The following is a 16,250-nucleotide window of genomic DNA, read 5'->3' as shown; positions in this document are numbered from 1 at the left end:
GGCCCTTCACACGACCTCGAAGTAGCCCATCATGCCGGCTTCTTGATGTTCGAGAATATGGCAATGGAACATCCACTTTCCGGGATCGCCTGCAACGAAGCCGACCTCAATTCGCTCGTTCGGCAGCAGGAGCACCGTATCGCAGCGAACACGCGGAATGCGACGCACGCTCGAATTCAATACTTCGAATGTATGCCCGTGAATATGGATCGGATGCGCCCGCGGCGTCGTGTTCTTCAACTCGAAAATATAGCTGTTGCCGGCCTTGAGAACGGCGAGCGGAGGCCCGAGATCCTTATGTTCGTGTCCCGGCCAAGCCTGCTTGTTGATCGCCCAGAACGTGTGTTTCGAGAGGCACAGCGGCCCGATCTCAATGCCGGAATTCGCCACACTGTCTGCGAGCGCGGCACCCGTCGGCGTGGCGGAAAATTCAATCGGTATGCGCTCGGCGTTGGCCTCGTCGAGTTTCGCGAACGGCATGACCTTGAGGGGCGTTGCCTTGAACTTGCCCTTGCGCTTCGCCGGCCCCTCGGACTTGAACTCCGCCAGAACGAAGGGCTCCTTCGAAAAATAATCGAAGAGCTTCACGGACTTGCCCCTGGGCGCCGTGCGCAGCAAAACGTCGAGACGCATGGCGCTACCCAGCCGCCAGGATTCGAGCGGCATCGGCGGCACGCCGTTGCCGTCGACGGCGATGATTGCAGCTTCCGCATTCTCGAACCCGATTTCGGATACGCGCGTCGGATCGAGATTGTAAAAGCGAATGCGCACGTCAGCCGACGATGGCACGGTGATGACCGGAGATCTCTCGCCGTTGACGGACCGGACGGTCCCGGCCGTGCCGCTGCGCGCTGCGCCCTCGTCCGTCGTGAATGGCAGGAACGCACCGTCTGGCCCGATGCGCCAATCCTTCATCAGCAGCACATATTCTGCGTCCGGCGGCGTGATCTCGTCGCCCTCGACGATCAGCACACCAGCCAAACCGCGCCCGAAATGCTCGGTCGAATTGCAGTGCGTGTGAAAGAAGAACGAGCCCGTATCCGGCGGCACGAAGGAATAGCGCCCTTCCGCCCCCGGAGGTATGGGCTGTTGCGTCATGTACGGGACGCCGTCTTGATCGTTTGGAATGCGCAGGCCGTGCCAATGGATCGTCGCGACCTCGCCCGCAACCGGCAAGTTATTTTTGAAAACCGTGTCGAACCGCTCGCCGAGTTTGAGGCGCACGATCGGAAACGTCGTGCCCTCCTCGAACGTCCACAACGGCAGCGTTTTGCCATCGAAGCACGGCAACGCCGTCGGCCGCTCGGCAAGATCGAAAGTCGCGGCCTTGACGCCGTTTGCTATCGGCTGCGCGATGACTTCCGGCGTTCCGGCCGCCTTGGCTTTGGATTTGGCTTCGACCGTCCTCGCAACGCCGAGAAAACCCGTTGCGGCACTAGCCGAAAACGCCGCCGCGCCGGCGATGAGATCTCTGCGTGTCACCATGCGAAGACCTCATCCGCCGCGTCGACTTTGGTTAGGAGATAGATCAATTATTTTGCCTTGGCGACCTTGGAGGGATCATCGAGGCTGTCCGAACCTTCGATCTTCACCTTGAGGTTCAGCGCAGCAACAACCGATTCGATGGCACGCGCCTGGGCGACGAGAGCATCGACGGCATCGAGAATGAGGTTGTTGCCTTCGTCGTTGCCGGCAGCCAGCATCTGATCATACATCATTTCGCCGGAATCGGCCTTGGTTTTGATGGCATTCATCTTTTCGAGCGTGGTCGCCATCGCTTCGTCGACGCGCTTTGCGGCATCAGGCGCCTTCTCGCGCGCAAGTTCCGCAATGCTCGGACCGCTGATCGGGGTGGAACCGTCGTATTTTCCGTTCCAGATCGCGGTCATTCCGACTTCATCGTAATAGTGGCTGTTGTGCGTGTTGTTCGAGAAGCAATCATGCGCCTCTTCAGGATCGTGCAGCAGCACGCCGAGCTTCATGCGCTCGCCCGCAAGCTCGCCGTATGAAAGCGATCCGATCCCCGTCAAAATCGTCGACAGCTGCGCGCTCTCGTTGAGACCAGCAAGAGCCTTGCGCGCGGCGCCATCCGGCTTCCAGTTCCCGGCCATCTCTGCGAGATCGTCGACGAGCAGACCCGATGCCGCCTTCAGATAAGCGCGGCGGCGATCGCAATTTTCGTGCGTGCAGTTCTTGAGATCGAAGTCGCTGGCTGCCCGTTCGCCCGATTTGACGCCGGGCTTGTGAAGGTTCTGCCCCCACAGCAAGAACTCGATCGCGTGATATCCAGTCCCGACATTCGTCTCGACATCGAGCGCGCCGTTGAGCTTGGCAATGACCTTCTTGTTGATCTTCGAAGCGTCGAGAATTTTCGGTCCGAGGCGGATCTTCTTGTTGGCGATGATATTCGCCGTGTAGAGAGGATTCTCTTCCTTGGTGTCGCCGTAGCTCTCCTTGTCGACGTAGTCGATCAAGCCTTCATCGAGCGGCCACGAGTTCACGTTGCCTTCCCAATCGTCGACGATCTTGTTGCCGAAACGGAAGCCTTCCGTCTGCATGTAGGGAATGCGCGAAGCTTTCCACGCCTCTCGTGCAGCCTCCAGGGTCTCCGCATTCGGCTTAGCCAGCAGCGCGTCGATCGATTTATCGAGATCCTTGGCCTTGGTCAGGGCGTCGCCATACATCGCCTGCGCGAGATCGCCATAATTCTTCACGATGTCTTTGGTCGCGGGTGCGGCGAAAGCTGGGGCCCCCGTCATCAGAACCGCCGTCAGCGCGAATTGAGTTGCGCAGGCCCATGCGAACGCCTTTTTCGACATCTCGGTCTCCGTAGCTGCTAGGTTTCGACGGCACTAAATGAGTGCGGGATCACCGGATCCAGTAATTATTGACGGCGTAGGTATAGAATGCGGGTTGACCTGACTGTCAAGTGAACTCGGATTGGTGCCGCCCCTTGCCACGCCGATAAGATTTGTGAAACAAGCAAGCCACGGACTTTTGAGCCACGGCCGCGCGGCACCGGGTAAATAAAAGATGCGCTTGACGAAGCAAACCGGCCACGCAATCCGCATCCTGATAGATTGCGCGCTTGCCGGAGATCAATTGATAAAGGTCGCCGATATCTCCGACCGGCTCGGCGTGACCAAGCAGAACGTCTTTAAAATTGTCCACATCCTCTCGCACGCCGGGTTTCTCACGGCGGTCAGAGGCCCGAACGGCGGCGTCAGGCTCGCCAAGCCCGCAACGTCGATCAAGATCGGAGACGTTGTCCGCGCCATTGAAGTAACTCGAGTACAAGTCGAGGGCGGCAACGATCCGACGTCAAACGATACGGACCCCGGCAATATCAACGCGATGTTCGACGACGCTCTCGCGGCGTTCATCACCGTACTTGATCAGCACACGCTTGCCGAACTCGCGGTTCGATCGCCCATGGGATTGAAACAGATCGAAGAGCCCGGCGAGGATGATCACGGTAGCAGCAAGGCACGAAGCAAGAAGCCCGCAGCCCGTGGTTCGCGGCGAAGTTGACCCTTGCTGGCTAGCTTATCGCGCTCATCCGGAATACTTGCACGGACCATGACCCGTGACACCATCCGCTTGCCTTTCGCGGCTCTTGCCGCAGTTGCGCTCCTAGCGCTCATACCCACGTGGATTTGGGTAAGCGATCCGCTGCGCGCCATCATTTTTTTAGGCGCCGGCTTGGTCGCTGGAATTGCCGCGATCTTGGCTTGGCCGCGCACCGCACTCGATCAAAAAGCAAGTGAAATGGCTGGAATTAGCTCGAATTCCGACACGATGCTCACGTGGACCGATCTTGCGGCGGCAATACCCGATCCTGCGATCATCCTCGATCAGACATCCGTCATTCTGAATTATAACCAGGCCGCGTTGAACCTTTTCGACAGGCTGAGACAGGGCGTACCTCTCGAACACGTCGACCGTGACCCCGAACTCATCGCAGCTGTTTCAGGAGCCTTTGAGGGCAGCGAAAAGAAAACGGCGCGGCTCGTTCCCCGCGGCGGCCTGGGACAACGCCTCATCGCGACCGTGACGCCGCTCGGCCGGAGTAATCAGCATGGGCCGCTTGCAGCTCTGATTACGATCCAAGACGAATCCCAGCAGCATCGCCTGCTCGAGATGCGCACCGATTTCATTGCCAACGCCAGTCACGAACTGCGCACGCCGCTCGCATCTGTCCGAGGCTTCATAGAAACGCTTCAGGGACCGGCGCGAAACGACGAAGCCGCCCGCGAGCGCTTCCTCGCCATCATGGCGGACCAGGCAGAGCGCATGACGCGGCTGATCGATGATCTACTTTTGCTCAGCCGCGTTGAAGAGAAAGCCAACCTCAAGCCGACTGGCCGCGTCGATCTCAACGATCTGATGGAAGATGTCGTGCGATCGATGGCGCCATTTGCACAGGAACGGAGCATTACGATCAGTGTAGAACCCTTGGCCACCCCGCTGGTGGCGATGGGCGACCGCGACGAACTCTTTCAGGTCTTTCACAACCTCGTCGAAAACGCGGTCAAATACGGCCGCGACGGCGGCACTGTGAAAATCGCTCTCAAAAAGAACGCGAGCGTCCGTAACGAAAGCGTCGGATCTCGCGCGTTCGTTTCGATAACCGACAATGGCCCAGGCATCGCGCCTGAGCATTTACCAAGGCTGACGGAGCGCTTCTATCGCGTCAGCACCGAGCATAGCCGCCGCATTGGCGGCACGGGCCTCGGCCTCGCCATCGTGAAGCATGTCCTGAACCGCCACGAAGGCGAACTTTCGGTCCAATCTGTGGTTGGCCAAGGGACCACATTTGACGTGGTCTTGCCGGCCTATAGATAAAATTCATATAAAACAGACACTTGAGGTGTCACAAATCCATTGCGTCCCATCGCTAGAAGAGTGCACGACGGATGACGGCATTCGAAAGCGGCCGCTGAGCGGCTCACTCTCAGAACGCCAAGTTCGTCGCAATGCGCGCCTTGGGGAAGGCCGCGGAGGATTCGGTGACAGCATGTCAGCATGACAAGCCGGAACCGCCCGAAGAGACCCATCACTGCTGTTGTAAGAAATGTACGCGACGCCAAGAATGCATAGCAATTCAAAGCGTTAACGTTTCACATAGCCGTGACCTTACTGGACTAGAGAGTGCGGGCCGAGCTCAACTCGGCGATGGAGTGGTGAGGGCTTGAACGCCCCCCGTTCAACAAGGAGACCACAGTGAAACAGTCTTTTCTGGCGTTATTTGCGGCGTTCGCGGCAACTGCTGCCGTAACCGCTCCGGCCACGGCGGCGGATATTTCCGGCGCAGGCGCGACCTTCCCGTATCCGATCTACGCAAAGTGGGCTGACACCTACAAGAAAGAGACGAACATCGGACTGAACTATCAGTCGATCGGTTCGGGCGGCGGCATCAAGCAGATCCAAGCCAACACGGTAACGTTCGGCGCGACCGACAAGCCCCTCTCGGGCGAAGACCTCGAGAAGAGCGGCCTCATTCAGTTCCCGACCGTCATGGGCGGCATCGTTCCGGTCGTGAACGTCGAAGGCATCAAGCCGGGCGAACTCGTATTCGACGGCCCGACGCTTGCAAAAATCTATCTCGGCGAAATCACCGCCTGGAACGACCCGGCAATCCAGAAGCTGAACCCTGACCTGAAGCTTCCTTCTGACGCCATCGCCGCCGTTTTCCGCTCTGACGGATCGGGCACGACGTTCGTCTGGACGAACTACCTCTCGAAGGTCAGCCCTGACTTCAAATCGAAGATCGGCTCCAACACGTCGGTTCAGTTCCCGGTTGGCCTCGGCGCCAAGGGCAACGAAGGCGTCGCCAATAACGTGATGCAGACGAAGGGTTCGATTGGCTACGTCGAATACGCCTACGCCAAGCAGAACAAGCTGTCCTACACCAAGATGATCAATAAGGACGGCAAGGCGGTTGCTCCTGTCATCTCGTCCTTCCAGGCCGCTGCTGCCGGCGCAGACTGGTCTTCGGCTCCTGGCATGGGCGTGATCCTCACGGAGCAGGCTGGTGCCGAATCCTGGCCGATCACGAACCCGACCTTCATCCTTATCCACAAGAAACCGACGGACGTCGCAGCCGTTAAAGAAGCCCTCAAGTTCTTCAACTGGGCATATGCCAACGGCGGCGAAGAAGCCGAAGCTCTTGATTACGTGCCCCTGCCCGACAGCGTCGTAGCTCTCGTCAAGAAGAGCTGGGAAGGTGTCGTCGGCGAGGACAACAAGCCGGTCTTCTCGAACTAAACTATCGGACCACGAGAAGCGCCAACACGGCGCTTCTCGATTTGTTTATAACGCAGACGTCATTCTTCAGTCTGGAGCGATATCTTGACCTTCATGGCAGACGTTCACTCTAACGCAGCGGCTGCGGCCGTAGCGCGGCGCAAAGTTCTCGAACGTCTTCGCACGACAGACGGAATTTTCCGCGGTTTGACCCTCTCCTCCGCGTATTTCGTCCTGATCCTTCTAGGTGCGATCTTCGCTTCACTCGTCGTCGGTGGCTATCTCGCATTCAAGACCTTCGGCCTCAGCTTCCTGACGACCGAAGTCTGGAACCCGGTCACCGAGCAATTCGGCGCGCTGGCCGCGATCTACGGAACGCTCATCACGTCCGCGATCGCGATGCTCGTCGCCGTACCGATCAGCATCGGTATCGCAGTATTTCTGACAGAGCTTTGCCCGATGGCTCTGCGCCGCCCGATCGGCATCGCAATCGAGCTTCTCGCAGGCGTCCCGAGCATCATCTACGGCATCTGGGGCTTGTTCTTCTTCGCTCCGATGATCCAGCAGTACGTACAGCCGGAATTGATCGCGACGTTCAAGAACGTACCCGTGCTTAACCAGATGTTCGCCGGCCCGCCCTACGGCATCGGCATTCTGACGTCCGGCTTGATCCTGGCGATGATGGTTCTGCCGTTCGTAACGGCCGTCTGCCGCGACGTCTTCGAAACGGTCCCGCCGGTCCTGAAGGAAGCGGCGTACGGCATGGGCTGGACGACCCGCGAAGTCGTACGCAACGTCGTAATCCCATACACGCGCGTCGGCATCATCGGCGGCGTAATGCTCGGCCTCGGCCGCGCACTCGGCGAAACCATGGCAGTCACCTTCGTCATTGGGAACGCCCACCGGATCTCCGGTTCGATCTTGGCACCGGGAACGACGATCTCGGCGACGATCGCGAACGAATTCACCGAAGCGGTCGGCGACATCTATACCTCGTCCCTGATCGCTCTCGGCCTCATCCTCTTCTTCATCACGTTTGTCGTCTTGGCTCTCGCGCGCCTCATGTTGATGCGCATCGAGAAGAAGGCGGGAGCATAAACATGGCCTTGGATCTCGCGAAATACCGCCGGCGCCGCATCAGAAGCACGATCACGGTCGCACTGTGCTGGGCAGCCTCGGCCCTCGGCTTGACCATTCTCGGCGTCATTCTGGCGACGCTGCTCTACAAAGGCCTGGCCGGTCTCGGCCCGAAGGTCTTCACCGAAATGACGCCGCCACCCGGCAGCGACGGCGGACTTCTCAATGCCATCGCCGGAAGCCTCGTCATGACGTTCGCCGGCGTTGTCGTCGGCACGCCTATCGGTATTCTTGCAGGCACCTACCTCGCGGAATACGGCCGCTACAGCAAGGTTTCGTCGGTGATCCGCTTCATCAACGACATTCTTCTGAGCGCACCGTCCATCGTCACCGGCCTCTTCGTCTACGAATTGCTGGTGCGCCCGATGGGTCATTTCTCGGCATTCGCCGGCGCCGCGGCACTCGCCGTGCTCGTCATCCCGACAGTCGTTCGCACCACCGAGAACATGCTTCTTCTGGTGCCGAACCAGCTTCGGGAAGCATCCTCGGCGCTCGGACTGCCCCAGTCGCTCGTCATCCGCAAGATTGCCTATAAGGCTGCTCGCGCCGGAATGATCACTGGCGTGCTTCTGGCAATCGCACGCGTCAGCGGAGAAACGGCGCCGCTGTTGTTCACCTCGCTCAACAACCAGTTCTGGAGCACCAATCTCAACGCTCCGATGGCAAGCTTGCCGGTCGTGATCTTCCAGTACGCTCTTAGCCCCTATGAGGACTGGCAGCGCCTCGCTTGGACTGGCGCACTACTCATCACCGCAGCCGTGCTGACACTTAGCATCGCCGCACGTTGGTTAAGCTCTTCGAGGACGCAGCAATGAACTTGATGTCAAAAGACGTTGATACGGGGCTTACCGAAAAGATCTCGGTCAGCAACTTGAAATTCTTCTACGGCTCGACCCTGGCCCTGAAGAATATTTCGTTGCCTCTTTATGAGCGCCAGGTGACTGCTTTCATCGGCCCGTCCGGTTGCGGCAAGTCCACGCTGCTTCGCGTTCTGAACCGCATGTACGACCTTTACCCGAACCAGCGGGCCGAGGGCGAGGTGATGTTCGATGGCGAGAACATTCTCGACATGAAGGACCTCAACCTTCTCCGCTCACGCATCGGCATGGTGTTCCAGAAGCCGACGCCGTTCCCGATGACGATTTACGAAAACATCGCGTTCGGCATCCGCCTTTACGAGCGCCTGCCGAAATCGGAAGTCGACGCACGCGTCGAATCCGCGCTCGAAAAGGCCGCACTCTGGAAAGAAGTGAAGGACAAGCTTCAATCGAGCGGCCTCAGCCTTTCAGGTGGCCAGCAGCAGCGCCTTTGCATCGCTCGGACGGTCGCGATCCGTCCCGAAGTCATCCTGTTCGACGAGCCATGCTCCGCACTCGACCCGATCTCCACGGCGAAGATCGAAGAGCTGATCGACGACCTGAAGAACGAGTTCACGATCGCGATCGTCACGCACAACATGCAGCAGGCTGCCCGCGTCTCGCAGCGCACCGCGTTCATGTATCTCGGCGAGCTCGTCGAATTCGGCGTCACCCAGAAGCTCTTCACGAACCCGACGGACAAGCGGACGCAAGACTACATCACCGGCCGCTTCGGATAAGATAGGGCGCACTCGGACAGTGCCCGGCGTCCAGTCAAAATCTGACTTTAGGAATTGAGACCATGAACGAACATACCGTGAAGTCCTACGAAGACGAGCTGAGGCTCCTCGATCGCCGTATCGCGCAGATGGGCGGCTATGCCGAGAAGCTTCTCGTCCAGGCCATGGATGCCCTCGAGCGTCGCGATCCGAAGCTTGCGGAGAAAGCGGTTGCCGACGACGTCATGATCGATCAGCTCGAACGCGAGTTGCAGGAACAGGTGATCGTGATGATCGCCCGGCGCCAGCCGCTTGCGAACGATCTTCGTCACATCATGACGGTCATCAAGATCGCGGGCGATCTCGAACGGATCGGCGATCTCGCAAAGAACATCGCCAAGCGCGCGCTCGCGATTGCCGGCGAAACATATCCGAAGCCCCTGATGACCGGCATGCGCCACATGACCGAGATGGTGCAGCACCAGCTCAAGGACGTCCTCGATGCGTTGACGACGCTCGACGCCGAAAAGGCAATGCAGGTCTGGCGTGACGATCAGCAGGTCGACGCCATGTACAATTCTCTGTTCCGCGAACTCCTGACCTACATGATGGAAGATCCGCGCAACATCGGCATCTGCACGCACTTCCTGTTCGGCGCCAAGAACATCGAACGCATCGGCGACCATACGACCAACATCGCCGAGAACGTCTACTACCTCGTTCACGGCGTTCCGATCGCAGATGACCGGCCGAAGGGCGACGAGACGTCGTCGACGCTGATAACGCCGCGTCAATGACCAAGAGATTTTGAAGGAACACTGACGAAACGCCATGCCAGCTAAGATCATCGTCGTCGAAGACGAATCGCCTCTTGCAGAGCTTCTGAAATACAATCTTCAGTCCGAAGGCTATGACGTCGTGCATGCCGCGGATGGAGAGGAAGCAGAGCTGCTTCTGTCGGAGCAAAGTTTCGACCTCGCGATACTCGACTGGATGATCCCCAAGATCTCCGGCATCGAGCTCTGCCGGCGCCTTCGCAATCGGAGCGAGACGCAAAGCCTGCCGATCATCTTGCTCACCGCTCGCGGCGAAGAAACGGACCGCGTGCGAGGGTTGACCACAGGCGCCGACGATTACGTGACGAAGCCCTTCTCCGTTCAGGAGTTGATGGCGAGGATCAAGGCTCTGCTTCGGCGCGCGTCGCCGGAGCGGATGAGCGACATCCTCGTCTCCGGCGAGATCACGATGGATCGCGGCGCGCACAAAGTGACGCGTGGCCCGCGCGAAGTTCGCCTTGGCCCGACAGAATACCGGATGCTCGAAGTTTTCATGGAAAGCCCGCGCCGCGTGCTGTCGCGCAGCCAGCTGCTCGACCGCGTCTGGGGTCAGTCCTCCGAAGTCGACGAGCGGACGGTCGATGTTCACATCGGCCGCCTCCGCAAGTCCCTGATCCGCGGCAACGAAAGCGATCCGATCCGCACTGTACGTGGCGCCGGATACGTATTCGACGGCCGCGAGGCGGAAGCTCAAGCCCAATAGCGAACCGGGCAACGGGCTCCACGATCGCTTTGCCTATTCCTTGCCGTTCAGGCAGCTCGCGACATTGTGGGCCAAGCCGCGCATGAGCTCGAAATAGAGGCCGGGGCCGGGCGCCAGCATTTGGCCCTCGGCGTCGATCGTACCGGAGCGCGCGTGCGTTCCCTCGGTCACGGCCGCCACGAGGTTTGGCTGAAAGCTCGGTTCGGTGAAGACACAAACGGCGCCAAGAGACGACAGCTTGCGCCGGACTTCTGTCAAGCGCTTGGCGCTTGGGGGCACATCGGGACTGACGGTGATCGAACCCGCGGCGCTCTGCCCGAAGTGGTTCTCGAAATATTGTGTCGCGTCGTGAAATACGATGAACGGCTTGCCCTTCGAGCCGTTGAGTTCCGTCGTAAGCTCGCTGTCGAGCGCGTCGATATCGGCAATGAGAGACGCCGTATTGGCTTTGATCTTTTCGGCTTGCTCAGGGTATCGCGCCTCGAGGACCTTCGCGACGTCGGCGGCGATAGCCTTGGCATTCTGCGGATCGAGCCAGATATGCCCGTCCTTGCCATCCTCGTCATGATCGTCGTCGTGCTCGTCCGCAGCGCGTGAATGCGCGGCCGCTTCAGTCGCCGCCTCCTCATGCCCATGCTCGTGCTTTTCGAACGCCCCGCCTTTACGCCGATCGAGAAGCTTGACGCCGTCCGCACCCGCCAGCGTCAACACCGTGACGTTCGCCGGCAACGATCCCACGATTTTCCGCGTGAAGGGTTCGAGTTGATCGGAAACCCGAACGAAGACATCCGCATCGTGGATGGCCCGCGCTGTCGATGGCTTCAGCGTGAAGGTATGGGGCGAAGCGGAACCCTCGACGATGAGCTGGGGCACGCCGACGCCCTCCATCACCCGGCTGACGAGGGAATGAATGGGCTTCGTCGTGACGACGACTTTCGGCGCCTCCGCGGCTTCCGTGCCCGGAACGGAGAATTGCGCCAACGCAAAGAACAACGCCGAATACCGCGCCGCCGACCCCATCATGCGCCATCTCCTTTGAACCGAAGCGTATGTTATAACAACCATTCGAAACGTCGCGCAACTGTCTCCGCGTGCCTCTTAGGCCGCTCGACCGATCAAGCGCGTCGCAATCTCGCCATGTTAAATGTGCGTCGGTAGCTGTCGCCGAAGAGATTCCCCATCGCACGAAAGGTCTGAGCTCAGCGTGCTCGAAATCAGCAAGACATACCGCCACTTGGCTTTGATCTTCATTTCCATGTTGGCCATCGTCATCCCCGCATCCGCCCATCCGCATATGTGGGTCACGTACGTATTGACCGTCGACTACGACAAAGGCGCCGTCAGCGGCGTCGATCACGCGTGGACGTTCGACGACTCCTATACGTCGATGGCGCTCGAAGGGCTCGATACGAACAACGACGGCAAGTATGACCAGCACGAACTGGCCGAGCTTTTGAAGGTCAACATGGATGGCCTGAAAGAGTTCAACTACTTCACACTGGCGAAACTCGGAGAGGACCAGCTCGAATTCTCGCCTCCGACTGATGCTCGTCTCGAATATACGAACGGCGTGTTGCGCCTCTACTTTCATTTGCCGCTCGGCAAGCCCGTGCCGGCCGATTCCGAAGGTCTGACGTTCGCGGTCTTCGATTCGTCCTACTTCATCGACTTCCAACCCGAGAAGACGGACGCCATAAAGCTTGCAGCCGCACCCGAAGGCTGCTCGGCGACGCTCATCGATCCTGACGCCGAGAAACTCGACGAGCAGGCGAAGAAGCTCGGCGATGCGATGGCCCAGCAATTCGGCGCCGGCTCCATCGGCTACGGGTCCTACAAAACGGTCGCCGTCACCTGCAAAAAGTCCTGAGCGCGGGCCTCTCGGACCGACGTTTCGATTTGCGACAGAAATTAACTAGCTCTTCATTTTTCAGAATCGGCTGGTCGCGTTTGAATTAAATTCGACGGGTTCCTTGGAGCCCGAGACGTGCCCATGCCGATGATCATCCGAGTAATACTGCTGGCGTTGTTGACGCTGTCGCCCATGGCGGCGTCGCGCGCCGGTCTCGATACGGACGCCGTGGCGAACCCCTATGGAACGTTCGAACTCATCGTCGTAGAAGCCGAGGGCTGCATTTACTGCGAGATCTTCAGGCGCGACGTGCTTCCGGCCTACGAAACCTCCGAACAGGGGAAAAAGGTGCCGGTCCGCTTCGTCGACGTTAACGACGTCGACGCCGGCCACCTCGATTTCAGTGCCTCGGTCGACATCGTGCCGACATTCGTGGTCGTCAAATCGCAGCACGAAGTGGGCCGCATCTCCGGCTATGTCGGCCCCGAGAACTTCTTCCAATCGATCAACTATCTGCTTGGCTCCGCGCCCTAACGCACCCTAAAGACGAGCGAAATGCCGCCAGGCCCCCTGCCCGGTCCAGGAATTTGGGCGACCGGCGGCAGCAACGCCCCATTTTCTCCACTGCGAGACGCCGTAAACCCTTGTAAACTGGGGCCCGCTCCTGTACCGACGCGGTTTCCGTTTTCGGGGCTTTGGACGCCATCATGAGCCGGATCAGGCCGCAAGTCGGTATTATCATGGGAAGCCAGTCAGACTGGCCGACGATGCAGCTCACCGCTGACATTCTGACCGAACTTGGGGTCGCTTTCGAAACCAAGATCGTATCCGCGCATCGCACGCCAGAGCGGCTTTACAGCTACGCCAAGGGCGCGAAGGCTGCCGGCCTCAAGGTCATCGTCGCCGGCGCCGGCGGTGCCGCCCATCTTCCAGGAATGACCGCGTCAATGACGCCGCTGCCCGTCCTCGGCGTGCCGATCGAATCGAAAGCGCTCAAAGGCCAGGACAGTCTCTATTCGATCGTCCAGATGCCGGCCGGCGTGCCCGTCGGTACGCTCGCCATCGGCGAAGCCGGTGCAAAGAACGCGGGGCTCTTGGCCGCTCAGATCCTGGCACTCTCCGATGCTGCTCTCGCCGAGCGCCTTGAAGCCTGGCGCAAGCAGCATTCGGCTGACGTCGCCGAAACGCCAGTGCGAGTTTCATGACTACCACGATGACCGCATTCCCTCCCGGCTCTACAATCGGAATTCTCGGCGGCGGCCAGCTTGGCCGGATGCTCGCCTTGGCAGCCGCGCGCCTTGGCCTCAAGTCGCACATCTACGCCCCCGAGTCCGACAGTCCCGCATTCGACGTCGCAACCAAATACACGGTTGCCGCCTACGAGGACGAAGCCCGTCTCATTGCCTTCGCCGAAGCCGTCGACGTGGCGACCTACGAATTCGAAAACATTCCGGTCAAAACAGTCGAGTTCCTCTCCGCGCGCATTCCCGTTCGCCCCGGCGCAAAAGCTTTGGCGTGCGCACAGGACCGCATGAACGAGAAGTCGCTAGCGCGCGAGCTTGGCGCGATGACGGCCGAGTTCGCACCGATCGATAGCCTCGACGATCTCACGAAGGTCCTCGACGGCGGCTTCCCAATTCCGTCCGTGCTGAAAACACGCCGGTTGGGCTACGACGGCAAGGGCCAGGCCAAGATCCTGAAGCGCGGAGACGCGGGCGCGGCATGGGCCGGCATGCACGGCCAGCCGTCGATCCTCGAGAGCTTCGTGAATTTCCGCGCCGAAGTTTCCGTCGTTGCGGCGCGCGGCGTCGACGGAGCCTTCCGCGCCTTCGACGTAACCGAGAACGAGCACCGCAATCACATTCTCCATCGCTCCGTCGCACCGGCGACGCTCGCGCCGGATACCGCTGCGGAAGCGATCGAAATCGCCCACAGGATTGCCGAAACTCTCGACTATGTCGGCGTCTTCGCGATCGAGTTCTTCGTCGTGACGGAAAACGGCCGCGACCGCCTCTTCGTCAACGAGATGGCGCCGCGCGTCCACAACTCCGGCCACTGGACGATGGACGGCGCGCTCACATCTCAATTCGAGCAGCACATTCGCGCCGTCGCCGGATGGCCCCTCGGCGCAACGGAGCTGAAAGGCCCGGCTGCAGAAATGATCAATCTGATCGGCGATGACATTCTTGCCTGGGAAAAGATCGCGGCCGAACCCGGCGCGTTCTTCCACCATTACGGCAAGCGCGAAGCCCGGCCCGGCCGCAAAATGGGTCACGTCAATCGTCTGCTCGCGAAAAAGCCGAGCGCCTGATACACGCGCGGTCTCGCCGACGAGACGCGACGGCGCTTTCTCCAGCACGTTCACGGAAAGCCAATTGAACCCGGCGTCTGCGCGCTTCGGGCACCGTTAAACTCGCCACAAATTCACTATGTTTGAGGCATCGACCAGCGCACGCTCGCGCCGTCGCCCATCTGTGAATTTGAAAAGAGGCAATGACCAAATCTCTTTCGCGTCGACAAGCTTTGACGGGCGTGCTCGCCGCGCCGGCCGCGTCCGCGATCATGGCAGGCTCCGCGTCCGCCGCGAGCGATACGCCGGCGGCAGCTGAGCAACCTCATGGCCAATGCGTACTGCTGCCCCAAGCCGTCGAAGGTCCGTTCTACTTCGATCCGAAGCTCGTGCGATCCGATATTTCCGAAGGCCGTCCGGGCGCGCCGCTTCGGCTTTCGCTCCGCGTCATCGAGGCTGGCCCCTGCACGCCGATCGCAAACGCCCGTGTCGACGTCTGGCATGCTGACGCAAGCGGCATCTATTCCGGATATTCCGGCCAGGGTGCATCACGCGAGATCTCGACGAAAGGTCAGACCTATCTGCGCGGCACACAGATGACCGACGCCGACGGGCGCGTTACGTTCCAATCGGTCTATCCAGGATGGTATCCGGGACGCACGCCCCACATCCACGTCAAGGTCTTCCTCAACGAGACGAGCCTCGTCATCGGACAGATCTATTTTCCTGACGACTTCAGCGCACGCATTTATTCGACGCGCCAGCCCTACAACGCGCGTGCCGTTCCCGACACCACGAACGCCACCGACTGGATCTTCAGCGATGGCCAACGCGAAGGCGGCGGCACCGTGCTCGCGATGAGCGAAGACGGTGACACCATCGTCGCGGCCCTCCTCATCGGCGTCGACAGGAGCGGTGAAACAACAGCAAAAGCCGGGCGCGGATTTTTCCGCCGCATACTCGGGCTGTGATGATACTCGGGCTCTGATGTTGCAGTAGGGCAAACGAAAAACGGGCCGACTTAACGCAGAACTGTCGAAAATCCGTCGCAACCCTGCAAAAAATCCCGCCGCTTTAACAGCAAATAAAAGTTAGCGGCCAATTTAGCTCGACTTTGCGCACCGACCGGAACTGATCGCTGGAGCTTGCCGTTTGCGCAAGTAGCATCATTCGCTGGTGCGCACTGCGCCGCTCTGCGGCACCACCAAGAAGAAAAAGGAGCCACCATGAAACGAGGTCTAGCATTGGTTGCGGCGATGATCGCAGCGCTGGCGATGCCATTAGCGGCAGACGCACGCCAACACGGCGGCGGCGGTCATAAAGGCGGCGGCCACCACATGAGCGGCGGTCATAAGGGCGGCGGCCATCAGATGGGCGGTCATCGTCGCGGTGGCGGCCATATGGGCAATCCAGGACATCGCGCCGGGAAGCATTACCGCGGCGGAGGCAGACACTACGGACGCGATTTCAACCGCGGCCGCCATCATGGCCACCACGGACGCCGGTTCTGGCACGGTCGCTGGTACGCCTACGGCATCGGCCCGTGCTGGCGCTGGTCGCCGCGCTACGCCGAGTTCGTCTGGGTCTGCTACTAAACGGCTCGTGCGTCCAAC

Annotated in this window: 17 protein-coding genes; 14 read left to right on the top strand and 3 right to left on the bottom strand. The window is 60.0% G+C overall.

Going from position 1 to position 16,250, the window contains the following annotated elements; genetic code table 11:
- Positions 1 to 6 precede the first annotated feature (6 nt).
- Positions 7 to 1,485, bottom strand: coding sequence for a multicopper oxidase family protein (locus BM399_RS02130; protein WP_092863561.1), 1,479 nt, complete (start codon positions 1,483 to 1,485; stop codon positions 7 to 9).
- 47 nt (positions 1,486 to 1,532) lie between these two features.
- The gene (locus tag BM399_RS02125) at positions 1,533 to 2,819 is read right to left on the bottom strand and encodes an imelysin family protein (protein ID WP_092863558.1); all 1,287 of its coding nucleotides are present in this window, start codon (positions 2,817 to 2,819) and stop codon (positions 1,533 to 1,535) included.
- 214 nt (positions 2,820 to 3,033) lie between these two features.
- On the opposite strand from BM399_RS02125, the gene BM399_RS02120 reads away from it, so the two are divergent.
- The 8 genes from BM399_RS02120 (at position 3,034) to phoB (ending at position 10,498) form a co-directional block, all read left to right on the top strand.
- Positions 3,034 to 3,531, top strand: coding sequence for an RrF2 family transcriptional regulator (locus BM399_RS02120; RefSeq protein ID WP_092863554.1), 498 nt, complete (start codon positions 3,034 to 3,036; stop codon positions 3,529 to 3,531).
- A gap of 48 nt (positions 3,532 to 3,579) precedes the next feature.
- Entirely contained in the window at positions 3,580 to 4,845 is a 1,266-nt protein-coding gene (locus BM399_RS02115) for an ATP-binding protein (protein ID WP_092863551.1), read from the top strand.
- 378 nt (positions 4,846 to 5,223) lie between these two features.
- Entirely contained in the window at positions 5,224 to 6,267 is a 1,044-nt protein-coding gene (pstS, locus tag BM399_RS02110) for a phosphate ABC transporter substrate-binding protein PstS (RefSeq protein WP_092863548.1), read from the top strand.
- A 93-nt stretch (positions 6,268 to 6,360) separates the two neighbouring features.
- A complete protein-coding gene (gene pstC / locus BM399_RS02105; protein WP_092863545.1) occupies positions 6,361 to 7,344 on the top strand; it encodes a phosphate ABC transporter permease subunit PstC in 984 nt (327 codons plus the stop codon).
- A 2-nt stretch (positions 7,345 to 7,346) separates the two neighbouring features.
- The gene (pstA, locus tag BM399_RS02100) at positions 7,347 to 8,198 is read left to right on the top strand and encodes a phosphate ABC transporter permease PstA (protein ID WP_092863542.1); all 852 of its coding nucleotides are present in this window, start codon (positions 7,347 to 7,349) and stop codon (positions 8,196 to 8,198) included.
- Entirely contained in the window at positions 8,195 to 8,980 is a 786-nt protein-coding gene (gene pstB, locus BM399_RS02095; protein WP_177228018.1) for a phosphate ABC transporter ATP-binding protein PstB, read from the top strand. The genes pstA and pstB overlap by 4 nt, the downstream gene beginning before the upstream one ends.
- Positions 8,981 to 9,042: 62 nt before the next feature.
- The gene (phoU, locus tag BM399_RS02090) at positions 9,043 to 9,756 is read left to right on the top strand and encodes a phosphate signaling complex protein PhoU (RefSeq protein WP_092863539.1); all 714 of its coding nucleotides are present in this window, start codon (positions 9,043 to 9,045) and stop codon (positions 9,754 to 9,756) included.
- Positions 9,757 to 9,790: 34 nt separating this feature from the next.
- The gene (phoB, locus tag BM399_RS02085) at positions 9,791 to 10,498 is read left to right on the top strand and encodes a phosphate regulon transcriptional regulator PhoB (protein ID WP_092863536.1); all 708 of its coding nucleotides are present in this window, start codon (positions 9,791 to 9,793) and stop codon (positions 10,496 to 10,498) included.
- A gap of 33 nt (positions 10,499 to 10,531) precedes the next feature.
- Here the strand turns inward: phoB and BM399_RS02080 are convergent, their stop codons facing one another.
- A complete protein-coding gene (locus BM399_RS02080; RefSeq protein ID WP_092863533.1) occupies positions 10,532 to 11,521 on the bottom strand; it encodes a zinc ABC transporter substrate-binding protein in 990 nt (329 codons plus the stop codon).
- 181 nt (positions 11,522 to 11,702) lie between these two features.
- Here BM399_RS02080 and BM399_RS02075 point away from each other — a divergent pair, with 181 nt between their 5' ends.
- The 6 genes from BM399_RS02075 (at position 11,703) to BM399_RS02050 (ending at position 16,232) form a co-directional block, all read left to right on the top strand.
- Complete coding sequence (locus BM399_RS02075; RefSeq protein WP_244531027.1) at positions 11,703 to 12,365, top strand: DUF1007 family protein; 663 nt, start codon at positions 11,703 to 11,705, stop codon at positions 12,363 to 12,365.
- Between the two features lie 123 nt (positions 12,366 to 12,488).
- The gene (locus tag BM399_RS02070) at positions 12,489 to 12,881 is read left to right on the top strand and encodes a thioredoxin domain-containing protein (RefSeq protein ID WP_092863528.1); all 393 of its coding nucleotides are present in this window, start codon (positions 12,489 to 12,491) and stop codon (positions 12,879 to 12,881) included.
- A 173-nt stretch (positions 12,882 to 13,054) separates the two neighbouring features.
- Complete coding sequence (purE, locus tag BM399_RS02065; RefSeq protein ID WP_092863525.1) at positions 13,055 to 13,552, top strand: 5-(carboxyamino)imidazole ribonucleotide mutase; 498 nt, start codon at positions 13,055 to 13,057, stop codon at positions 13,550 to 13,552.
- Entirely contained in the window at positions 13,549 to 14,658 is a 1,110-nt protein-coding gene (locus BM399_RS02060) for a 5-(carboxyamino)imidazole ribonucleotide synthase (protein WP_244531026.1), read from the top strand. Before purE ends, BM399_RS02060 begins: the two co-directional genes overlap by 4 nt.
- Before the next feature lie 182 nt (positions 14,659 to 14,840).
- Positions 14,841 to 15,608: an intradiol ring-cleavage dioxygenase gene (locus tag BM399_RS02055; protein WP_092863522.1), complete on the top strand. Its 768-nt coding sequence runs from the start codon at positions 14,841 to 14,843 to the stop codon at positions 15,606 to 15,608.
- A 255-nt stretch (positions 15,609 to 15,863) separates the two neighbouring features.
- Positions 15,864 to 16,232, top strand: coding sequence for a hypothetical protein (locus BM399_RS02050; RefSeq protein ID WP_143111306.1), 369 nt, complete (start codon positions 15,864 to 15,866; stop codon positions 16,230 to 16,232).
- Positions 16,233 to 16,250 lie beyond the last annotated feature (18 nt).

The organism is Hyphomicrobium facile, assembly GCF_900116175.1.
GTDB lineage: Bacteria > Pseudomonadota > Alphaproteobacteria > Rhizobiales > Hyphomicrobiaceae > Hyphomicrobium_B > Hyphomicrobium_B facile.
Note: the sequence above shows the minus strand (reverse complement) of the source record. Positions and strands in the feature narration are given on the sequence as shown.

What these genes read in the sequence shown, in the direction of transcription:
- BM399_RS02115 (WP_092863551.1), top strand. Translation starts at nt 3,580, where the DNA reads ATGACCCGTGACACCATCCGCTTGCCTTTCGCGGCTCTTGCCGCAGTT.
- BM399_RS02080 (WP_092863533.1), bottom strand. Translation starts at nt 11,521, where the DNA reads ATGATGGGGTCGGCGGCGCGGTATTCGGCGTTGTTCTTTGCGTTGGCG.
- purE (WP_092863525.1), top strand. Translation starts at nt 13,055, where the DNA reads ATGAGCCGGATCAGGCCGCAAGTCGGTATTATCATGGGAAGCCAGTCA.
- BM399_RS02130 (WP_092863561.1), bottom strand. Translation starts at nt 1,485, where the DNA reads ATGGTGACACGCAGAGATCTCATCGCCGGCGCGGCGGCGTTTTCGGCT.
- BM399_RS02050 (WP_143111306.1), top strand. Translation starts at nt 15,864, where the DNA reads ATGAAACGAGGTCTAGCATTGGTTGCGGCGATGATCGCAGCGCTGGCG.
- pstA (WP_092863542.1), top strand. Translation starts at nt 7,347, where the DNA reads ATGGCCTTGGATCTCGCGAAATACCGCCGGCGCCGCATCAGAAGCACG.
- BM399_RS02070 (WP_092863528.1), top strand. Translation starts at nt 12,489, where the DNA reads ATGCCGATGATCATCCGAGTAATACTGCTGGCGTTGTTGACGCTGTCG.
- BM399_RS02120 (WP_092863554.1), top strand. Translation starts at nt 3,034, where the DNA reads ATGCGCTTGACGAAGCAAACCGGCCACGCAATCCGCATCCTGATAGAT.
- pstB (WP_177228018.1), top strand. Translation starts at nt 8,195, where the DNA reads ATGAACTTGATGTCAAAAGACGTTGATACGGGGCTTACCGAAAAGATC.
- BM399_RS02060 (WP_244531026.1), top strand. Translation starts at nt 13,549, where the DNA reads ATGACTACCACGATGACCGCATTCCCTCCCGGCTCTACAATCGGAATT.
- BM399_RS02055 (WP_092863522.1), top strand. Translation starts at nt 14,841, where the DNA reads ATGACCAAATCTCTTTCGCGTCGACAAGCTTTGACGGGCGTGCTCGCC.
- pstC (WP_092863545.1), top strand. Translation starts at nt 6,361, where the DNA reads ATGGCAGACGTTCACTCTAACGCAGCGGCTGCGGCCGTAGCGCGGCGC.
- phoU (WP_092863539.1), top strand. Translation starts at nt 9,043, where the DNA reads ATGAACGAACATACCGTGAAGTCCTACGAAGACGAGCTGAGGCTCCTC.
- phoB (WP_092863536.1), top strand. Translation starts at nt 9,791, where the DNA reads ATGCCAGCTAAGATCATCGTCGTCGAAGACGAATCGCCTCTTGCAGAG.
- BM399_RS02125 (WP_092863558.1), bottom strand. Translation starts at nt 2,819, where the DNA reads ATGTCGAAAAAGGCGTTCGCATGGGCCTGCGCAACTCAATTCGCGCTG.